17 protein-coding genes and 3 pseudogenes are annotated in these 19,891 nt (G+C 70.2%); 9 read left to right on the forward strand and 11 right to left on the reverse strand.

What is annotated here, in order from left to right; genetic code table 11:
- Positions 1-23 precede the first annotated feature (23 nt).
- Complete coding sequence (gene tsaD, locus I8J32_RS03465; RefSeq protein WP_200615161.1) at positions 24-1,040, reverse strand: tRNA (adenosine(37)-N6)-threonylcarbamoyltransferase complex transferase subunit TsaD; 1,017 nt, start codon at positions 1,038-1,040, stop codon at positions 24-26.
- 220 nt (positions 1,041-1,260) lie between these two features.
- Here tsaD and rpsU point away from each other — a divergent pair, with 220 nt between their 5' ends.
- The 6 genes and pseudogenes from rpsU (at position 1,261) to I8J32_RS03495 (ending at position 7,675) form a co-directional block, all read left to right on the forward strand.
- Positions 1,261-1,476, forward strand: coding sequence for a 30S ribosomal protein S21 (gene rpsU, locus I8J32_RS03470; protein WP_182823286.1), 216 nt, complete (start codon positions 1,261-1,263; stop codon positions 1,474-1,476).
- A gap of 186 nt (positions 1,477-1,662) precedes the next feature.
- Complete coding sequence (locus I8J32_RS03475; protein WP_200615159.1) at positions 1,663-2,109, forward strand: GatB/YqeY domain-containing protein; 447 nt, start codon at positions 1,663-1,665, stop codon at positions 2,107-2,109.
- 293 nt (positions 2,110-2,402) lie between these two features.
- The gene (locus tag I8J32_RS03480; RefSeq protein ID WP_207526757.1) at positions 2,403-2,675 is read left to right on the forward strand and encodes a hypothetical protein; all 273 of its coding nucleotides are present in this window, start codon (positions 2,403-2,405) and stop codon (positions 2,673-2,675) included.
- 13 nt (positions 2,676-2,688) lie between these two features.
- Entirely contained in the window at positions 2,689-3,258 is a 570-nt protein-coding gene (locus I8J32_RS03485) for a GNAT family N-acetyltransferase (RefSeq protein WP_200615575.1), read from the forward strand.
- A gap of 47 nt (positions 3,259-3,305) precedes the next feature.
- Positions 3,306-5,100 (forward strand): annotated as a pseudogene (dnaG, locus tag I8J32_RS03490) (DNA primase).
- 571 nt (positions 5,101-5,671) lie between these two features.
- Positions 5,672-7,675 carry a S9 family peptidase gene (locus I8J32_RS03495; protein ID WP_200615156.1) on the forward strand — a complete coding sequence of 668 codons (2,004 nt, stop codon included), beginning with the start codon at positions 5,672-5,674 and terminating at the stop codon, positions 7,673-7,675.
- An 87-nt stretch (positions 7,676-7,762) separates the two neighbouring features.
- On the opposite strand, the pseudogene I8J32_RS03500 reads toward I8J32_RS03495, so the two are convergent.
- Both I8J32_RS03500 and I8J32_RS03505 read right to left on the reverse strand, forming a co-directional pair.
- A pseudogene (locus I8J32_RS03500) lies at positions 7,763-9,442 on the reverse strand (phosphoethanolamine transferase).
- Positions 9,439-10,218 (reverse strand): phosphatase PAP2 family protein, encoded by a 780-nt coding sequence (locus tag I8J32_RS03505; protein WP_200615154.1) that lies wholly within the window; start codon positions 10,216-10,218, stop codon positions 9,439-9,441. The pseudogene I8J32_RS03500 and the gene I8J32_RS03505 overlap by 4 nt, the downstream one beginning before the upstream one ends.
- 231 nt (positions 10,219-10,449) lie before the next feature.
- Here I8J32_RS03505 and I8J32_RS03510 point away from each other — a divergent pair, with 231 nt between their 5' ends.
- Positions 10,450-11,148, forward strand: coding sequence for a response regulator transcription factor (locus tag I8J32_RS03510; RefSeq protein ID WP_200615153.1), 699 nt, complete (start codon positions 10,450-10,452; stop codon positions 11,146-11,148).
- 55 nt (positions 11,149-11,203) lie between these two features.
- Positions 11,204-12,526 carry a sensor histidine kinase gene (locus I8J32_RS03515; RefSeq protein ID WP_200615152.1) on the forward strand — a complete coding sequence of 441 codons (1,323 nt, stop codon included), beginning with the start codon at positions 11,204-11,206 and terminating at the stop codon, positions 12,524-12,526.
- Between the two features lie 59 nt (positions 12,527-12,585).
- Here I8J32_RS03515 and I8J32_RS03520 read toward each other — a convergent pair whose 3' ends face one another.
- The 5 genes from I8J32_RS03520 to I8J32_RS03540 form a co-directional block, all read right to left on the reverse strand.
- Complete coding sequence (locus I8J32_RS03520) at positions 12,586-13,950, reverse strand: Xaa-Pro dipeptidase (RefSeq protein WP_284691296.1); 1,365 nt, start codon at positions 13,948-13,950, stop codon at positions 12,586-12,588.
- Positions 13,951-13,989: 39 nt separating this feature from the next.
- Positions 13,990-14,919: a heme o synthase gene (locus tag I8J32_RS03525; RefSeq protein WP_200615573.1), complete on the reverse strand. Its 930-nt coding sequence runs from the start codon at positions 14,917-14,919 to the stop codon at positions 13,990-13,992.
- A 155-nt stretch (positions 14,920-15,074) separates the two neighbouring features.
- Complete coding sequence (locus I8J32_RS03530) at positions 15,075-16,247, reverse strand: COX15/CtaA family protein (protein ID WP_200615150.1); 1,173 nt, start codon at positions 16,245-16,247, stop codon at positions 15,075-15,077.
- 8 nt (positions 16,248-16,255) lie between these two features.
- Positions 16,256-16,870 (reverse strand): hypothetical protein, encoded by a 615-nt coding sequence (locus I8J32_RS03535; protein WP_200615149.1) that lies wholly within the window; start codon positions 16,868-16,870, stop codon positions 16,256-16,258.
- On the reverse strand, positions 16,854-17,666 hold the full coding sequence (locus I8J32_RS03540) for an SURF1 family protein (protein ID WP_200615148.1): 813 nt from the start codon (positions 17,664-17,666) through the stop codon (positions 16,854-16,856). Before I8J32_RS03540 ends, I8J32_RS03535 begins: the two co-directional genes overlap by 17 nt.
- 66 nt (positions 17,667-17,732) lie before the next feature.
- Here I8J32_RS03540 and I8J32_RS03545 point away from each other — a divergent pair, with 66 nt between their 5' ends.
- Positions 17,733-17,945 carry a twin transmembrane helix small protein gene (locus tag I8J32_RS03545; protein WP_200615147.1) on the forward strand — a complete coding sequence of 71 codons (213 nt, stop codon included), beginning with the start codon at positions 17,733-17,735 and terminating at the stop codon, positions 17,943-17,945.
- Between the two features lie 278 nt (positions 17,946-18,223).
- Here I8J32_RS03545 and I8J32_RS03550 read toward each other — a convergent pair.
- The 3 genes and pseudogenes from I8J32_RS03550 to I8J32_RS17845 all read right to left on the reverse strand — a co-directional run bounded on the left by I8J32_RS03550 (position 18,224) and on the right by I8J32_RS17845 (position 19,858).
- Positions 18,224-19,103, reverse strand: a pseudogene (locus I8J32_RS03550) (cytochrome c oxidase subunit 3).
- A 33-nt stretch (positions 19,104-19,136) separates the two neighbouring features.
- Positions 19,137-19,727 carry a cytochrome c oxidase assembly protein gene (locus tag I8J32_RS03555; RefSeq protein WP_200615145.1) on the reverse strand — a complete coding sequence of 197 codons (591 nt, stop codon included), beginning with the start codon at positions 19,725-19,727 and terminating at the stop codon, positions 19,137-19,139.
- Positions 19,724-19,858 carry a hypothetical protein gene (locus tag I8J32_RS17845; protein ID WP_284691297.1) on the reverse strand — a complete coding sequence of 45 codons (135 nt, stop codon included), beginning with the start codon at positions 19,856-19,858 and terminating at the stop codon, positions 19,724-19,726. The genes I8J32_RS03555 and I8J32_RS17845 overlap by 4 nt, the downstream gene beginning before the upstream one ends.
- Between the last annotated feature and the right edge of the window lie 33 nt (positions 19,859-19,891).

Here is a 19,891-nt window from a genome sequence, read left to right on the forward strand (position 1 = left end):
CGGTTCGCCGGCGGCGCGCCGCTTCAGCCGACGGCGTCGAGCGTGGCCATGTCCCAGCGCGGGGTGACCCGGACGGCGGCGTCGCCGTGTTGTCCGGCCGCCAGGCGCAGGGCACCGGCGAAGGCGATCATCGCGCCGTTGTCGGTGCAGAACACCGGGCGCGGGAAGCTCACCCGGCCACCACGCTTTTCGGCCATCGCCTGCAGCCGCGCGCGCAGCCGGCGGTTCGCGCCGACACCACCGGCGACCACCAGGGTGTCGCAGCCGGCGGCCTCCAGGGCGCGCTCGCATTTGATCGCCAGGGTGTCGACCACCGCGTCCTCGAAGGCGCGGGCGATGTCGGCCCGGGTCTGCGCGCTCTTGTCGCTGTCGCGCCAGGTCAGCAGGACCTGGGTCTTGAGCCCGCTGAAGCTGAAATCCAGCCCCGGCCGATCGGTCATCGGCCGCGAGAAGCGGTAGATGCCGGGCCGGCCCTGTTCGGCCAGCGCCGCCAGCTGCGGCCCGCCCGGGTACGGCAGGTCCATCATCTTGGCGGTCTTGTCGAAGGCCTCGCCGGCGGCATCGTCCAGCGTCTCGCCCAGCAGCCGGTAGCGGCCGATCGCCTCCACCGCCACCAGCTGGGTATGTCCGCCGGAGACCAGCAGCGCCACGAACGGCGGCTGGGTGGTGGCGTCCTCCATCAGCGGCGCCAGCAGGTGGCCTTCCATGTGGTGCACGCCGATGGCCGGCACGTCCAGCGCCCAGGCGAGCGAGCGGGCCACGCCGGCGCCCACCAGCAGCGCCCCGACCAGGCCCGGGCCGGCCGTATAGGCCACGCCGTCGATGTCGCCCGTGCCCAGGCCGGCTTCGTCCAGGGTCTGCCGGATCAGCGGCAGCAGCTTGCGGACGTGGTCGCGGCTGGCCAGCTCGGGCACCACGCCGCCGTATTGCGCGTGCAGCTCGATCTGGCTGTACACGGCATGGGCCCGCAGCCCGACGCCGATGGCGTAGACGGCCACCCCGGTTTCGTCGCAGCTGGTTTCGATGCCGAGGATGTTCATGGGGGAAGCGGGACCGGGACGGCGATAATGGGGGACCGCGGAAAAGGCGGAGCCCGGGGAGGATCTGGCGGGGCGCGGAAATGGCCCGGAACCCGCGAATCGACGCCTCGCCGGGGCCTGGCCTTGGTTTTCCGCTCCACCAGTTGCACCGCCACCGGAGCGCCCGCTATCATACGCGGCTCCCCGGCCGGACCGGGTCGGTCCCTCAACGAGATTACGTATGCCCAGCGTCAAAGTCCGCGAAAACGAGCCCTTCGAGTTTGCGCTCCGCCGCTTCAAGCGCACCTGCGAAAAGGCCGGCGTCCTGGCCGAGACCCGCAAGCGCGAGTTCTACGAGAAGCCGACGCAGGAACGCAAGCGCAAGGCTGCGGCCGCGGTGAAGCGTCAGTCGCGTCGCACCTCGCGCGACGTCACCAAGCGTCAGCGCCTGTACTGATCGACCGGCGGGCAACCCCCGCCCGGGATCGCTGCACAGGCAGAAGCCGGCCGCGCATTGGCGCCGCCGGCTTTTTGCATTTCTGCGCGGTCCGTTCCAGCACCGCGCCCGGGCCATTCACTCCCGCACCCCTTTGCCGCCGGCGCCCCCCGCGCGCGCTGGCGCCTTCCCCCCAAGGAGCACGCCATGTCCCTCAAGCAACGCCTCACCGACGACATGAAGGCCGCCATGAAGAGCGGCGACAAGCACTCGCTCGGCGTGATTCGGCTGATGAACGCCGGCATCAAGCAGCGTGAAGTCGACGAGCGCATCGAACTCGACGACGCCGGCGTGATCGCGGTGCTGGAGAAGGCGGTCAAGCAGCGCAAGGACTCGATCAGCCAGTTCGAGGCGGCGGGCCGCGAGGACCTGGCCGCCATCGAGCGCGACGAGATGGTCGTGATCGAACGCTACCTGCCCGAAAAGATGGGCGAGGCCGAAGTCCTGGCCGCGATCGACGCCGCCATCGCCCAGACCGGCGCCGCCGGTCCGGCCGACATGGGCAAGCTGATGGCGGTGCTCAAGCCGCAGCTGGCGGGCCAGGCCGACATGGGCCAGGTCTCGGTCCTGGTGAAGCGGCGCCTGGCGGGCTGAGCCGATGTTCGGGCGCTGGTTTGGTCGCGCCGGCCCGGCCGTCCACGACCGCGTCTGGCGTGATGCGGCGGCCTGCGACCAGGGCCTGGCGGCCCAGATCGGCCTGGCGCTGGATCAGGGGCAGGCGGTCCTGCTCCTGCTGCGGTCGATGGTCGACTTACCCGTCCATGCGCAGACGTTGGCGGCGCGAAGGCCGCAGATCGCCGACGATGGCTACGCGGTCTCCGACCTGCTGACGGCCCTGGTGCAGCCCTGGGGCGCTGGGCCTGAGCCGCACGGACGTCCTGCGTCCGGTGGCGCCGGCGCAGAACTTCGCCCGCCGCGTGCCGCTGGAGATCCACGTCCGCGGCCGCGACGCCCGGCGCAGCGCGGACGACCGCCTGCTCGACCTGCTGGCGCCCTTCGCGCCCACGACCATCGTGTTCCACCACGCCCTCGACGATGACCTGCTGCGCCAGCACGCCCGCCAGCTCGAACCGATGCTGCGCGCGCTGGGCATGGACCCGCGGGAAGCCATCGAGAGCACCCTGCTCACCCGCGCCCTGCAGCGCGCCCAACGCCCCTGAGGCCCGGCCCATGATGCCCAGCGACGCTACCCCGCCCGCCCTCCCGCCGGCGGCTGCCCCTGACATCGCCACCGCCCGCCCGGGCGTGACGCTGCGGCCGGCCACGCGCGACGATCTCGGCCTGATCCTCGCCCTGATCCGCGAGCTGGCCGTCTACGAGAAGGAACCCGACGCGGTGCTTGCCGACGAGGCCACCCTGGCGCTCCAGCTGTTCGGCGAGCGCCCCGCGGCGGAGGTGGTGATCGCGCAGGCGGACGGCCACCCGGCCGGCTTCGCCCTGTTCTTCCACAACTTCTCGACCTGGCTGGGCAAGCGCGGCCTGTACCTGGAAGACCTGTTCGTCCGGCCGGAATTCCGCGGCCGTGGCGTGGGCCAGGTGCTGATGGCCTACCTCGCCCGGCTGGCCGTGGAACGCGACTGCGGGCGATTCGAATGGTCGGTGCTGGACTGGAACACGCCCGCGCTGGACTTCTACCGGCAGCTCGGCGCGGTGCCGATGGACGAATGGACCGTGCAGCGCATGACCGGGCCGGCGCTGCAGGCGCTGGCGGACAGCTTCGACGCCGCCGCGGCGCGCGGCTGATGGCCCTCGTGCGCGGGCCCGTCCATTCCGTGGAATCCTAGCGGCCTATGGCCCGCATCCCCGACGCGTTCATCGACGACCTGCTCGCCCGATCCGACATCGTCGAGATCATCGGCACGCGCGTGCCGCTGAAACGGCAGGGCAAGGAATACTCGGCGCGCTGCCCGTTCCACGACGAGCGTTCGCCCAGCTTCACGGTGTCGCCGACCAAGCAGTTCTACCACTGCTTCGGCTGCGGCGCGCACGGCACCGCGATCTCGTTCCTCATGAACTACGACCGCCTCGAGTTCCTCGACGCGGTGGAGGAACTGGCGCGCAGGATCGGCGTGGAAGTGCCGCGCGACACGCAGCAGCGCAACGTCAATCCGGATACGCAGGACATCTACACCGCGGTCGATGCCGCGGCGAAGTTCTTCCGCAAGCAGCTCTACGACAGCCCCAGGGCGCAGGCCTACCTGGAGGGCCGCGGGGTCAGCCCGGCGATCGCCGAACAGTTCGCGATCGGCTATGCCCCCGACGGCTTCAACGCGCTGCGCGACGCGCTGGGCAGCGACCCGCGCCGGATGTCGCTGCTCGAACGCGGCGGCCTGTTCTCGAAGAACGAACGCGGCCATGTGTACGACAAGTTCCGCGACCGCGTGATGTTCCCGATCTTCGACCGCCGCGGGCGCGTGATCGCCTTCGGCGGACGCGTCATGGGCGCGTCGGCCGACGGCAAGGACGCCGGCCCCAAGTACCTCAATTCGCCCGAGACGCCGCTGTTCCACAAGGGACGCGAACTCTACGGCCTGTGGCAGGTGCGCCCAGGCGCACCAGAAGATCGCGCGGCTGATCGTCGTGGAGGGCTACATGGACGTGGTCGCGCTGTTCCAGCACGGCGTGGACACGGCCGTGGCCACGCTCGGCACGGCGACCACGCCCGACCACGCCGAACTGCTGTTCCGCAACGCACCCGACGTGTTCTTCTGCTTCGACGGCGACCGCGCCGGCCGCGCCGCGGCGTGGAAGGCGGTGGAGTCGGTCCTGCCGCGCATGAAGGACGGACGCCAGGCCTTCTTCCTGTTCCTGCCCGAGGGCGAGGATCCGGATTCCATCGTGCGCCAGGAGAGCCGCGAAGGCTTCGAGGCGCGTTTGCAGGACGCCACGCCGCTGTCGCAGTTCTTCTTCGACTCGCTGCAGCACGAAGGCGTCAACCTGGCCACGCTGGAAGGCAAGGGACGGCTGGCCGAGCGCGCCAAGCCGCTGCTGGCGCAGATCCCCGACGGCGCCTTTGGCGACCTGATGAAGCAGCGCCTGACCGAACTGACCGGCGTGGGCGCGCGCGCGGGTACTCCGGACACCCCGGCGCCGGTGCAGCGCGCGAACGCGCGTCCCGGTTCGCCCGCCGCGAACAAACCTTCACTGGTGCGCACCGCGATCACCCTGCTGCTGCAGCAGCCGTCGGTGGCGCTGGCGCTGCCCTCGTCGCTGCACTTCGCCTCGCTCGACCAGCCCGGCGTTGAACTGCTGGTGGAACTGATCGAAGTGGTGCACCAGCGGCCCGAGATCTCGACCGGGCTGATCCTGGAGCATTTCGCCGACCGCCCGGAAGCCCCGGCGCTGACCCGGCTGGCCATGGCGCCGGCGGTGGAATCGACCGCCGCCACGCTCGCCGATTCGCGCGCGTTCGAGGACGAGGACAAGCGGCAGCAGATCTTCCTCGACACGGTCGGGCGACTGGAATCGCAGGCCATCGGCCAGCGCATCGAAGGCCTGCAGACGCGCCTGTCGAGCCTGGTCGACGCCGAACGGCAGGAACTGCGCGAACTGCTGGTCCTGCGCGGGCAGCTGGGGCTGCGCTAGGCGCTGGCGCACCACGCGCAGACACCGGCGCACTTGGCAAGGCGCCGCGCCGGCGTGGATGAAGCGTCTTCGGCTTGCAACCACCCGCACTGAAGTGGGTGACCCGCCGCCAGGCGAGGCGCCTTTCAACAGCGAAGCTGGTTCGAGCCTTGGACTTGGCTTGTCCACTGTTTTGCATTTGACGTTGGGCAACGCGGCGATCGTTGGCCCCCATCCCAACCTTCCCCCGCGGAGCGGGGGAAGGGGCTGATTCGCGGCGATCGTTGGGCCCCATCCCAACCTTCCCCCGCGAAGCGGGGGAAGGGGCTGATTCGCGGCGATCGTTGGCCCCCATCCCAACCTTCCCCCGCGGAGCGGGGGAAGGGGCTGATTTGCGGCGATCGTTGGCCCCCGTCCCAACCTTCCCCCGCGGAGCGGGGGAAGGGGCTGAACGCGGCGACCGTCGGCCCCATCCCGCTTTGCCGATCCCACGCATCGGCCCCGCCACCCCTCCTCCCATGACTTCCTTCCGACCGACCGCCGCCCTCGCCCGGCTAAGCTCGGCGCAGCATCCATCCGGGGAACCCCGTCCATGAACCTGCGTACCGCCCTGACCGCCTCCGCTGTCGCCCTCGCCTTCACCGGCTCGGCCCTCGCCGGCCCTGCACCTGCCCAGAGCGCCCCCGTGCAGCGCGAGCAGGTGGGCAACCGCATCAGCGAGAACATCCCGGCCATCCCCGATGCGCTGCGCGAGCAGCTCAACCGCTACCAGAACACGCGCGGCGCCGGGTTCGCCGGCTGGACGCGCGAGGGCTGCCTGCTCATCGAGACGCGCTTCGCCGAAACCTCGCAGGCGCACCGCGTGTGCGAACCGATGGGCATGCGCGAGCAGCTCACGTTCTATTCCGAGCCGGTGGCCGGCCTGGCGGTCGCGCCCGCGGCCTCGACGCTGGACGGCTTCGTCTTCAGCAAGGACAAGGGCGGCGACGAGTTCTCGCAGCTGCACTGGTTCGACCTGGCCACGCGGCAGACGAGGCTGCTCACCGACGGCAAGCGCACACAGAACGGCGGCGCGCTGTTCTCGCGCGACGGCCGGCAGATGGCGTACGCCGGCACCGCGCGCAACGGCACCGATCGCGACGTCTACGTGCGCGACGTCGCCAGCGGCCAGGCGCGGATGGTGGTCAGCGAAGGCGGCAGCTGGAGTCCGATGGACTTCTCGCCCGACGGCAAGCGGCTGCTGGTGATGAAGTACGTGTCGGCCGCCGAGTCGTATCCCGGCGTGGTCGACCTGGCGACGGGCAAGCTGGAGCTGTTCCCGGTCGATGGCGGCAAGGCCGCGTTCGGCGGCTTCGCCTTCGCGCCCGACGGCAAGTCGGTGTACTTCGTCTCCGACGAACCCGTGCAGGGCCAGGCGCAGGAGTTCCAGACGCTGCGCTTCCACGACCCGGCCAGCAATCGGTTTGAAGTGCTGACCCGCGACATCCCGTGGGACGTCGACAACTTCAATGTCGCCCATGACGGCCGCCACCTGGCCTTCGTCACCAACGAGGACGGCATCTCGAAGCTGCACGTGCTCGCCCTGCCCTCGCATCGCGAAGTGAAGCTGCCGGCGCTGCCGGTCGGCGTGATCGGCGGCTTCGACTTCTCGCCCGACGGCAAGCGCCTGGCCCTGAGCCTCAACAGCGCGACCTCGCCTAGCGACGTGTACGTCGTCGACCTGGCCGGCGCGAAGCTGGCGCGCTGGACGCGCAGCGAGGTCGGCGGCCTGGACGCCAGCACCTTCGTCGCGCCCACGCTGGTGCGCTACCCGACCTTCGACCAGGTCGACGGGGCGCCGCGCAGCATCCCTGCCTTCTACTACCGCCCCGCCCACGTGCCGGCCGGCCGCAAGCTGCCGGTGGTGATCAGCATCCACGGCGGCCCGGAGAGCCAGGCGTTGCCGACCTTCAATCCCACCGCGCAGTTCCTGGTGCGCGAGCTGGGCGTGGCGGTGCTGGTGCCCAACGTGCGCGGCTCGTCGGGCTACGGCAAGAGCTACCTGGCCCTGGACAACGCCGACAAGCGCGAGGACTCGGTGAAGGATATCGGCGCGCTGCTGGACTGGATCGCAAGGCAGCCCGAACTCGACGCCTCGCGCGTCGGCGTGCAGGGCGGCAGCTACGGCGGCTACATGGTGCTGGCCTCGCTGATGCACTACAGCGACCGCATCCGCGCCGGCGTCGACCTGGTCGGCATCTCCGACTTCACCACCTTCCTCACCAACACCGAGAGCTACCGCCGCGACCTGCGCCGGGCCGAGTACGGCGACGAACGCACGCCGCAGATGAAGGAAGTGTTCGCCCGCATCTCGCCGGCGCTCCACCCGCAGCGGATCGCCTCGCGCCTGTTCGTCGCGCAGGGCAAGAACGATCCGCGCGTGCCCTACACCGAGGCCGAGCAGATCGTGAAGGCGGTGCGCGGGAACGGGCAGCCGGTGTGGTACCTGCTGTTCGACGACGAGGGGCACGGCTTCAAGAAGAAGTCGAACGCCGATTACTACGGCGCGGCGACCGTGCTGTTCTGGCAGCAGAACCTGCTGGGCGGGACCGAATAGGAACCCGGCCCGGTCCGCGAAGCATCAAGCCCGCCGCGAGGCGGGCTTTTTCGTGGGTGCGGCTTCGTCCGCGCCACGCGCACGCATTCACCGCGCCGCCAGCGCGTGCCGCTCGCAGGGCGAGAACAGGTCGAGCTTGCGCACGTACTCGGGCGTGCGCACCTGCATGAGCCCCAGCACGGAATGGAACAGGCTGTCGTGGCTGGCCGGGGCGTCGCTGCGGGCCTTCATGCACGCGACGTCGACGCCGCGCGCCGCGGCGAAGCGTGGCGACATCCACATCACCATCGGTACGTGCAGCTGTGCCTCCGGCGCGATGGCGTAGGGCACGCCATGCAGGTAGATGCCGTTCTCGCCCAGCGATTCGCCGTGGTCGGACACGTAGATCAGCGCGGTGTCGCGGTCGGCCTGGGCGGCGAGCCAGTCGATGGTGCGGGCCAGGAAGTCGTCGGTGTAGAGCACGGCGTTGTCGTAGGCGTTGACGATTTCCTGCTGGCTGCAACGGCTGAGGTCATCGGTCTCGCAGGCGGGCGCGAAGCGACGCAGGCGCGGGGGATAGCGCCGGAAGTAGGCCGGGCCGTGGTTGCCCAGCTGGTGCAGGACGACGACCGCGTCACCCGGACGCTGGCCCAGGCGCTCGGCCAGGCCATGCAGCAACACTTCGTCGAGACAGCCGTCGGCGGTGCAGGCGCCCGGCACGGAGGCGTGTTCGAAGGACTCGAACGGCAGGCCCTCGCACACGCCCTTGCAGCCGGTCTGGTTGTCGCGCCACAGCGTGGCGATGCCGGCGTGGTCGAGCACGTGCAGCAGCGACTGCGAACCCTCGATGCGGTCGCGGGCGTAGTCCGCCCGGCCCCAGGGCGAGAACATGCAGGGCAGCGAGACTTCAGTACTGGAACCGCAGGCCTGGACCTGGGTGAAGTTGATCGGTCCGATCCGTGCCAGCGCCGGCGTCGTGTCGCGCGCATAGCCGTCCAGCCCCCAGTTCTGCGCGCGCACGGTCTCGCCCACGACCAGCACCAGCAGCCGCGGTCGCGAGCCCACGGGGCGTGGCTCGGCACGGGCCTAGGTGCCCACCGGCATGCGCGGGGCGGAAGGCCCGCCGTGGGTCGTCGAGGCCACCTGGACCAGCGACACCAGGTAGTTGCCGGGGGTGATCAGGTAACGCAGTTCGTGATGGTTGCGGATCAGCGCCGAGACGCTCTGGTACGAGGCGAGGATGGCGGCGGCGGCCACCAGCAACGATCCGATGAGCAGCAGCGCGCGCCGCAGGAGCGCTGCGGACAGCGAGCGCTCCGCCAGGCGCAGCCGGCATACGGCGATGCTGGGCAGGACACCGAAGCACAGCACGTCCCGCAGCAGCCCGCCGGTGAGCAGCTCGCGCGATTCCTTGGCGTCGGTGTGGAGGATGTTGCGCAGCATGTCCGTGTCGAAATACACGGTGTAGGCGGCCATGAAATGCGCCGCGGCCGCGTTGGCCAGCAGCAGGGCCACCAGCACCGGCCGGGCGGTCCAGCGGTTGAGCAGCACGCCCAGCAGCAGCGCGTGAAGAGCGGTGACGGCGGCGAACAGGCACAGCAGCGTCATCAGCCCGCCGGGCACGCCCACCCGCACCACCGCATGGAAGAACGCGCCGTTGCTCGCCACGGTCATGAACACGCTGGCGGCGATGGCAAGCGCTTCGACGCTGACGGTCGGCCGCAGCGCCCATGCCCGGCGCCAGGGGAATTCAAACCCGCGGGTGCGCGGAAGCGAGGCGACGTTCATGCCGACGCCTCCGTTTCGCGGCGCCGGGTCGACGGCGGCCAGAACGCGGCATGCACGCCGAGGGCGACAGCCCAGCACACCGTCGCGGTGGCCAGGTCATGCGAAAGGAAGTGCGCGCCGCGGACCTGCTGCGCGCCGCCGAACAGCAGGCCGGCCACCAGCGCGACCGCCAGCCCCCGCCACCGCCACCGCGGCCGCACGCGCGCCAGGAAGAAGTACAGCGCCAGCCACATGTAGCCGGCGCTGGCATGGCCGGCGGGGAAGCAGGAGGCATGCCCCCACGTCGCCGGGCGCGTCTGGAACAGCCCCAGGTAGGCGTGCGTGCCGCCATAGCGGGCCAGGTCCCATGGGCAGTCCATGTTCGACCAGGACTTGATCCAGGCGACGCTGGCGGCTGCCAGTGCCGAAGACGACAACAGGTAGAGCCACGGTCGGCGCCAGGCCGCCAGGCTGCCGCGTGCGCAGCTGACCAGCCAGGCGGCCAGCACGCCGAGCCAGGCCAGGGTGCTGAGGTCGCGTCCCAGCAGGTGCAGGACCTGCTGGGTCAGCCGCGCATCGCGCAGCGCCCAGCGGTGGCCCTCCAGCGCGTAGAGGCGGTCGGCCAGTCCCACGTCGCCCTGCCCGGCCCACCACAAGGCCGCCAGGGCCGCGGCGCCGACCAGCACCAGGGCGTGGCGGCGATGGAAGCCGGGGTAAGGACGGGCGACGGCAAGCGTCGGCCGGACAAGCGGAATCGCTGGCGGGGCCAGTTCGCGGGCGTTGGGCGGGCAGGACATCGACAAAGGCACGGGACGGTAGAGCGGAGGCCGTGGCGATGGTTGGAGCGCGGGCGTCGGAGAACGGTGGGAATCGCATTCGCGTCGCGTTAAACCGGGGTGCGCGTCGCGGATGGGTTCAGTCGCCGGCCGGCCGGTGTATCGTCCGGACGGGATTCCCACACGATTCCGACGTCGCGGCCGGCAGGCTGTGCCGTTGCGCAGATGCTCATGCAGACACAGGGTTCCGGGATGCGATTGCTCGTGGTCGAGGACAACCGCAACCTCGTGGCGAACCTGTTCGAGTATTTCGAGGCGCGCGGCCACAGCCTGGACGCGGCCCCCGACGGGCCCACCGGACTGCACCTGGCCCTTACGCAGGACTACGACGCGATGGTGCTGGACTGGATGCTGCCCCGCATGGACGGCCGCGAGGTGCTGCGCGAGCTGCGTCGCGCCGGCCGCGAGGTGCCGGTGTTGATGCTCACCGCGCGCGACGAGCTGACCGACAAGATCGAGGGCTTCCGCGGCGGCGCCGACGACTACCTCACCAAGCCCTTTGCCCTGGGCGAACTGGAGGTGCGCCTGGAAGCACTGGCGACGCGGGCCCGGGGACGCGGCCGGCGCGTCCTGCAGGTCGCCGACCTGCGCCTGGACCTGGCCACGCTGGAAGCCACCCGCGACGGCCGTCCGCTGCACCTGTACCCGGCCTGCCGCAAGCTGCTGGAGATGCTGATGCAGGCCAGTCCCGCCGTGGTGTCGCGCGAACGGCTCGAACGCGGCCTGTGGGGCGAGGATCCCCCCGACGGCGACATGCTCCGCTCGCACATCTACGAGTTGCGGCGCAGCGTCGATGGGCCGTTCGCGCAGAAGCTGATCCGCACGCTGCCGCGCATGGGCTACCGGATCGCCGCCGGGGATCCGCCGGAGGGCAGTGACGATGCATCGTGATTCCCGCAACGGCGCATCGCCGACCACAACCCCTGAAACGGCGGGCACTGCCGCGATGAAATCCGCACCTGAGATTGCGGCCGCGGCCGCGACTCCAACGGCCGCCTCCGCCAAGCGCGCCTCGAGCCTGCGCGAACGCATCCTGTTCGCGCTGCTGGGCTACGTGCTCCTGCTCACGGTGGTCGTCATCGCCCAGGGTTTCTTCGCGCACGAGCGCGCGGAAAGGCTGGTATGGGAAGCGATGCTCACCTCCGAGCTCGACGATGCGGTCGAGCGGATGCACCGCGACCCGGACTACCGCTGGATCGACACCCACAGCATGGTGCTGTACGACCCGCACCGCGGCACGGAGCTGCCCGCGCCGCTGCGGGGCCTGGCACCCGGCATGCACGACGACGTGGTCGTGGGCGACCGCATCCATGTCGTCCTGGTGCGCCAGGTCGACGACCGTCCGCTGGTGCTGGCGCTGGACATCACCGATTTCGAGCGCAGCGAAGTGGACACCGCGCTGCTGGTCGCCGGTTCGACCGCCGGGCTGCTGGTGCTGCTGGGCCTGGTCGTGGCGTGGGCGGCGAGCCGGCTGGTGCGGCCGCTGGGCCAGCTGGCGCAGGACATCGGGGCCCTGCGCCCGGACCAGCATGGCCAGCACGTGCCGTTGCCGACCCGGGCCAGCTCGGAGCTGCAGGTCATCCGCGAGTCGGTGAACGACTACCTGCAGCGGCAGGATCGCTTCGTCGAGCGCGAGCGCAAGTTCATCGCCACGGCCAGCCATGAGCTGCGCACGCCGATGGCGGTCATCGCCGGCGCCACCGAACTGGCCCTGCAACAGCACGACCTCGCGCCCACCACCCACCACCAGCTCACCCGCATCCAGCGCACCGCGGGCGAGGTCGAGCGGCTGATCGCCTTGCTGCTGGTGCTGGCCAAGGATCCGGCGCGCCTGGCGCAGTCCTCCGACCACATCGCCCTGGACCGGCTGCTGCCGCGCATCGTCGAGGATCACCTGTACCTGACCGAAGGCAAGACGCTCGGCGTCAGCCTCGGCGCGTTGCCGCCGTGCGCCATCGATGCCCCGATGCCCATCGTGCAGGCGGCGATCGGCAACCTGCTGCGCAATGCGATCGAGAGCAGCGACCGCGGCGAAATAGTGGTGCGGCTGGAGACGCCGGCCACGGTGGTCATCGAGGATCCCGGCCACGGCATGAGCCCGGAGGAGATCAGCGCGATCTACGCGCGGGTGGCACGCGGCGGCGGCAACGGGGACGACGGCATCGGCCTGGACCTGATCGCGCGCCTGTGCGAACACCTGGGCTGGGCGCTGGCCTTCACCTCGCAGCCCGAACGCGGCACCACGACGACGCTGACGTTTCCCACCTGAGTTCCACCGCCTGACGGCCGCGCCACGGCGGCCGCCGGTGGTCGGTCGACGGCCTCGCCTCAGGGCGCGCGGGTGTCCTTCACGACCTCGCCGCCCTTCATCACGAAGGGCACCGATTCCAGCACGGTGACGTCGGCGGCGGGGTCGCCCGGCACGGCCACCAGGTCGGCGAAGCGGCCCGCTTCGATGACGCCGACATCGTCGCGGCCCAGTGCCTGGGACGCGTTGACGGTGGCGGCCTGGATCGCCTGCACCGGCGTCATCCCGTAACGCACCATCCAGTTCAGCTGCCGCGCGTTGCCGCCGTGCGGATAGACGCCCGCATCGGTGCCGTAGACCATCTTCACCCCGGCCGCGTGCGCCCTGCGGAAGCCTTCACGCTGCAGGTCGGCCACTTCGCGGTCCTTGCGCAGGTTGTCCTCGAGCACGCCGTTCTTCTTGCCTTCGCTCTGGGTGTACTCGGTGTTGTAGATGTCCATCGACAGCCACGCGCCGTGCTGTTTCGCCAGGCGGATGCCTTCGTCGTCGATCAGGCTGGCGTGCTCGATCGTGTCCACGCCGGCGCGGATCGCATCCTTGATGCCGGCCGTGCCGTGCGCGTGCGCGGCGACCTTCAGCCCCCACTGGTGGGCCTCGTCGACGATCGCTTCCATCTCGCGCAGGCTCAGCTGCTGCTGGCCGGGCTCGGTGTTGCGCGAGAACACGCCGCCGGTGGCGCAGATCTTGATCACCTGCGCGCCGTACTTGCGCACCTGGCGCACGCTCTTGCGGCCCTCCTCGGGGCTGTCGGCGTTGTACGGGTTCTTCTCGTCCATCGACGGCGGGAAGTAGGTCGAGTCGCAATGGCCGCCGGTGGCGCCGAAGGCATAGCCCGCCGGCACCACGCGCGGGCCGACGACCTTGCCCTCGTCGATGGCCTGGCGCAGGCCGACGTCGTTCCAGGCGTCGCTGCCGACGTTGCGCACGGTGGTGAAGCCCGCCATCAGCGTGCGGTAGGCATGCGGGACGGCCAGCATCGACCAGAACCGGTCGCCGAACTGCAGGCTGGTGTAGCCCCCGTAGGTCGGATCGTTGTCCAAGTGCACGTGCATGTCGATCAGCCCCGGCAGCAGGGTCATGCCGGGCAGGTCGATCCGGCGCGCGTTCGCGGGCACCTCGTCGCCGGCGCGTCCGACCGCGACGATGCGGCCGCCGCGCACCTGCACCTGCGGGTTGTCCAGCATGCGGCCGGTGCGCACGTCGAGCAGGTGCGCAGCGGTGAGCACGGTGGTGGCGGCGGGGTCGGCCGGCATCGGCGCGGCGGGCATCTGTGCCAGGGGCGCCAGCGCCGGCAGTGCCAGGGCCAGTGCGCCGGCGAGCGCGCGCGGCTTCAGGGTGCGACGGATACCGCGCGAACGGTCAGGGAACAGCCGGATCTTGGGCATGTATGCCGCGTCCTTGGAAAGGGAAGGGCGCGGCCGGCGTCAGCCGATCCGCTGCCAGGAGAAGGGCGCCGCCGGTTGCAGCACGGGCAGCAGCCAGTGGTCGATCAGCAGGAAGGCGAACAGCGCCATCAGGTACACGATGGAATAGTTGAACACCTTCATCGCGTACAGCTCGTCGGGCGGGTCCATCAGCTTCCAGGCGTGGCGGATGAACACGATGCCCAGCGCGAGCGCGCCGCCCAGGTAGAACCAGCCGCTCATGCCGGCGGCGAAGGGCAGCACGGTCACCGCGACCAGCAGCACGGTGTAGAACAGGATCTGCCAGCGCGTGTACTCCACGCCGTGGGTGACCGGCAGCATCGGCACCATCGCCTTGCGGTAGTCCTCGCGGCGGAAGATCGCCAGCGCCCAGAAGTGCGGCGGCGTCCACACGAAGATGATCAGCACCAGCAGCAGCGCGTGCGCCCAGTCCCACTCGCCCTGCATGCCGGTGATCGAGGCCCAGCCCAGCAGCGGCGGCGCGGCGCCGGCGATGCCGCCGATGACGATGTTCTGCGGCGTGGCGCGCTTGAGGAACACCGTGTAGACCACGGCGTAGCCGATCAGCGAGGCGAAGGTGAGCAGGGCGGTGATGGTGTTGACCCACAGCACCAGCACCGCCATCGAGGCCGCGCCGAGCACCAGCGCGAACATCAGCGCGCGCGCGGGCGTGATCTGGCCGGCCACGATCGGGCGCCACGAGGTGCGCGCCATCTTGGCGTCGATGCGCGCGTCCAGCAGCTGGTTGATCGCCGCGGCGCTGCTGGCCGCCAGCCAGATGCCCAGGAACCCCAGCAGGCCGCGCCGCGTTTCCTCCATCGTCGGCACGCCGTCGATCGCCAGCAGCATGCCGACCAGCGCGGTGAACACGATCAGCGCGACGACGCGCGGCTTGGTGAGGTCGAAATACTGGCGCAGAGTGGACATCAGGTCGCAACGCGAAAAAGGGGGAGATGAAGCGTGGTGCCGTAACGAGGGGGCGTCGGCGCCGCCGCCGGGCGTGTGGCAACGAGCAGTGTCCGGGGAGCAGGAGCCCCGCACGCAGCGTGCGCCATTTCCGATGACCGGTGCCCGATGCCCATCACTCAATGCTCCGGCGCGCGCAGCCGCGCGACCAGCGACACCAGCAGGAACAGCAGCAGCGCGGCGCCCGCGTTGTGCAGCACGGCCACCGACAGCGGCAGGCTGAGCTTGACGTTGGCGATGCCCAGCGCCACCTGGGCGACGGTGAGCACGGACAGGAAGACACCCCAGCTGCGCATGCCCGGCGTGCGCAGCAGGCGCACGGCCAGCCACAGCAGGTAGGTGAACACCACCACCGCCATCATCCGGTGCGCGAGCTGGATGGCGATGCGGGACTGTCCGTCGAGGATGCCGCCTTCGTAATCCACGCCGATGCCACGCCACAGCACGAAGCCCTCGCGGAAATCGTGCTGCGGCCACCACTGCCCGACGCATTTCGGGAAATCGTTGGCGCAGGCCAGCGCGGCATAGTTCGCGCTCGTCCAGCCGCCCAGCGCGATCTGCACGGCCAGCACGGCCACGCCCACCATCACCCAGCGACGCAGCCAGCGCGCATCGGCCTGGCGGATCGGCAGATGGGTGGCGCGCCAGGCCATCCACACCAGCAGCGAGAAGGTCAGCAGGCCGCCCAGCAGGTGCGACATCACCACGATGGGCTTGAGCAGCCAGGTCACCGTCCACATGCCCAGCAGGGCCTGGAACACGATCACGGCCAGCGTGAGCACGGCCGCGCGGCTGAGGTCGGTGTTGTTCCAGCGCAGCGCGGCCAGCAGCAGGATGGCCTCGCCCGCGATGGCCAGGCCCGCGGCGGCGCTGTGCTGCCCGCGCATGTACAGCGGGATGGCCAGCGCGACCAGCACCGCCGCGACCACCACCTGCAGCACGCCCAGGCGGCGGCGCCGTGCCGCCAGCAGCGCGAGCGAGAGCACCAGCACGCCCAGCAGGCCGGCGATCATGCGGTGGACCTGCTCGCGCCAGGCCTTGGAATCCTCGAAGGGGCGGATCACGCTGGCGGCATGGCCGCTGGCCTCGTGCACGGCGCCCGGCCAGGTGGCGCGGCCATAGCAGGTCGGCCAGTCGGGGCAGCTCAGGCCCGCGTTCGACAGGCGCACGAAGGCGCCGAACACGATCACGCCGAAGGCGAGCGCGAGCGCCAGCCAGGCGATGCGGTGGAAATGGCGGTAGACCGCCGGTCGTGCCGCCGATGCCCGGGTTGGATTGGTTGTTGCGCTCATGCGGGGCCTTACTTCAGCTTCAGCAGCTTGGACAGGTCGTAACGCAGGTCACCGGGATCCGAGCCGGCAGCGTAGCGCAGAATCACGAACCCGTTCGGATCGATCACGTAGACGGGCACGCCGCGTCCCTTCGCGTGCGTGGTCTGCTCGACCCGGGGCAGGCGCGCGCGCAAGGCGGCGTCGGGCTGCAGCAGGCGCAGGTTGTTGATCGCCGGCGCACCGGCCGGCAGCGCGCAGGCCGGCTGCGGACACAGCCACAGCACGTCGACGCGGGTGGCCTCGCGACCGAGGACTTCCCACACGGTGTGCACGTCGTGCGCCACCTTCGTGCATTCCGGGCCGCAGTCCGCGGGCGGCGCGACCACGATCCGCCAGGTGCGCGCGACGGGATTCCAGGGATAGGCGCGGCCGTCGAGCAGCGTCGGCGTGAGCTGGTGCACGTCGACCGGCGGCGCGAGCATTTCGCCGCGGTTGACCCGGCCATGCGGCTGCCAGCCGCTGAAACGCAGGAGGCCGGCCACGGCCAGGGTGCCGAAGAAGATCGCGAACAGGCCGATCAGCATCAGGCGGTTGCGCCGGCGCTGGAGCGCGGCGTTGTCGGGGGACTCAGGGACGTCGTTCATGGCGGGCCTTGCGGAAAGTGAGGACGGTCGCGGTGATCAGCACCGCCAGGGCCAGCGCGAACCACTGCACGGCATAGCCGCGGTGCTTTTCGGGCGGCAGGGTGTTGGCCAGCAGCGCCAGGTCGCGCTCGTAGCCCAGGGGCAGGGCCGGGTCCAGTCGCAGCACGCGCGGGGCGAGGGGAACTCCCAGCTCCTTCGCCATGGCCATCAGGTCCACGCGAGTCATGAGTTTGTAGTGGCCAAGCTCCGCGTACGGCGGCCCCATCCGGAGCCCGCTGGACGGTGGTGGCGCGAGCAGGCCACGAACATGCCGGGTCACTTCAATGGGCCCACCGCGGCGGACCCGGCCGAGCAGATGCGAAATACGTTGCGGATCCAGCCGCCGATCTGGCGGCAGCGCCACCCAACCCAGATCCACGAGCACCGCGGTGGATCGCGGAGGCGGCGGAGGGACGCCTGGATGAGTGGTCGGTTCCGGCGGCAAGTGCGCAAAGAAGACACCGTAGATTCGGAGGCCTGCGACGCCACCCCTGATCTGGTTATCCAGCAGCCAGCGCTGGCCCTCGACAAAGGCGCCATCGCCCTCGGCCCACGTGTAGTCATGCGCCTGGCGGGCATCGGCCGCCGCGTCCCATAACGGACGCGCATCTCGACGCGCCAATACCCGCGCCGCGGCGTCCAGCATTGCCTGCTTCTCCAGCGCGCGATGCAGCTGCCAACGGCCGAGACTGGCGAAGCCAGCGATCACCAGCGCCGCCAGCACCCAGCCCACGACCAGGGTATGGCGCCGGCTCACGCACGCCCCCCGCACGGCTGCGATAATCCGTTCACGGGCGCGCCGCTGCGGCGCCGGAGGCTGTACATGAAGACCCTGATCATCGTCGGCGTCCTGCTCCTCATCATCTGGAACCTCGGTGCCGGCCTCTATTACATGATGGTGGACAAGGACGACGGCAAGCGCATGGCGCGCGCCCTCACCCGCCGCATTGCGCTGTCCATCGCGCTGTTCCTTGGCGTGGTCCTCGCCGCCAAGATGGGCTGGATCGACTTCCACGGCGTGGGACGAAATCCCTGAGCCTTGGCGTACCTTCGCCGCGGCGGCGTGAACACGGTGCTGTGGACACGTCGGCCCGGATCACCCGCGTGAATCCACCGGGGCTTGAATCACGCGGGGCGTGAATCACCTGGCTTCGATCACCCAACGGCCCGAAGCGCGGCCTGAATCGTGGCCTGAATCGCCGGTGGCGAGAAAGGCAAAAGCGCCGGTGGCGAGAAAAGCAAAAGCGACGGGAGACCGTCGCTTTTTGCCGGGTGCCCGATCCGGCCCGCTCGCGCCGGCCGGATCTTGCGTGCTTACAGCACGTACACGAACAGGAACAGGCCCAGCCAGACCACGTCCACGAAGTGCCAGTACCAGGCCACCGCCTCGAAGGCGAAGTGGTGTTCCTTGTTGAAGTGGCCGCGCGCGCAGCGCAGCCAGATGATCGCCAGCATGATCGTGCCCAGCGTCACGTGCGCGCCGTGGAAGCCGGTGAGCATGAAGAACGTGGAGCCATAGATGCCCGAGCCCAGCGTGAGGTTCAGGTGCTTGTAGGCCTCGACGTACTCGGTGGCCTGGAAGTACAGGAACGTCGCGCCCAGCAGGATGGTGGCGCCCCAGGAAGATCATCAGCTGCTTGCGGTAGCCGGCGATCAGCGCGTGGTGCGCGATGGTGACCGTCACGCCCGACGACAGCAGGATCATCGTGTTGAGCAGCGGCAGGCCCCAGGCCGGGATGGTCTGGAAGGAGCCGCCGATGGCGGCCGGGCCATTGGTCGGCCAGCCCGCGGCGTAGCCGTTCCACAGCACCGCGTTGGTCATCACGCCGTCGCCTTCGCCCGACAGCCACGGCAGCGCGTACTGGCGGGCGTAGAACAGGGCGCCGAAGAACGCGGCGAAGAACATCACCTCGGAGAAGATGAACCAGATCATCCCCATCCGGAACGAGGTGTCGACGTGCTTGTTGTAGTAGCCCTTGATCGACTCGCGGATCACGTCGCCGAACCAGCCGAACAGCACGCCGCACAGCAGGGCGACGCCGAAGAAGAACACGGCCTTGCCCCAGCTGGCCTCGTTGAACCAGCTGGCCAGGCCCACCATCGTGGTGAACAGCGCGATCGACCCGAGGAACGGCCAACGGCTGGAGTGCGGCACGTAGTAGTGATTGGCGTCTGGGGCGTGAGCTTGGCCCATGGCGGTCGTTCCGTTTGGCTGTGTTGCGAAAGGTCAGGGCGCCGCGCGCGAGCCCGGGGCATTGCCCGGCAGCTTCGCGCTCAACGCGTCGTTCTTGAAGAAGGTGTAGGACAGCGTGATCGTCTGCACGTCATCGGGCAGGTTCGGATCGACGATGAAGCGCACGGGCATCGCGCGGCGCTCGCCGGCCTGCAGCGTCTGCGCGGTGAAGCAGAAGCATTCGGTCTTGCTGAAGTAGCCCGAGGCGCGCGCCGGCGCCACCGAGGGCACGGCGCTGCCGACGATCGCGCGCTTGCTGGTGTTGGTGGCGGTGTAGGTCGCGTCGTAGGGCTCGCCCACGCGCACCTGCAGGGTCAGCTGGTCGGGCTTGAACTGCCAGGGCAGCTTGGAATTGACGCCGCCGTCGAACAGCACGGTGACCATGCGGCCGCGCGCCGACGCCTTGGTGGCGGCCGTCTCGTCGGCGGCGCCTCGCTCCAGGCGGATGCCCAGCACCTTCTCGCAGGCGATTCGATAGAGCGGGATCAGGCTGAAGCTGAAGGCGAACGCGGCCAGCGCGACCGCGACCATCTTCAGCAGGCCGCGGGTCTGGGCGCGCGCGGCGTCGTGGCCGGGCGCGCTCATTTCGACAGCCCCACCAGGGCGATGAAACCCACGTACACCAGCGCCGCGGCCACGCCGATCCACAGCGCGAGCCGGCGCGCGCGCTTGCGGCGTGCGTCGATCTCCTGCGGTGGCAGCGTGGGGCGGTTCATCGGATCAGGATCCTGCGGAGGCGATCGTCACGC

The sequence above is a fragment of the Lysobacter solisilvae genome (assembly GCF_016613535.2).
Classification (GTDB): Bacteria; Pseudomonadota; Gammaproteobacteria; order Xanthomonadales; family Xanthomonadaceae; genus Agrilutibacter; species Agrilutibacter solisilvae.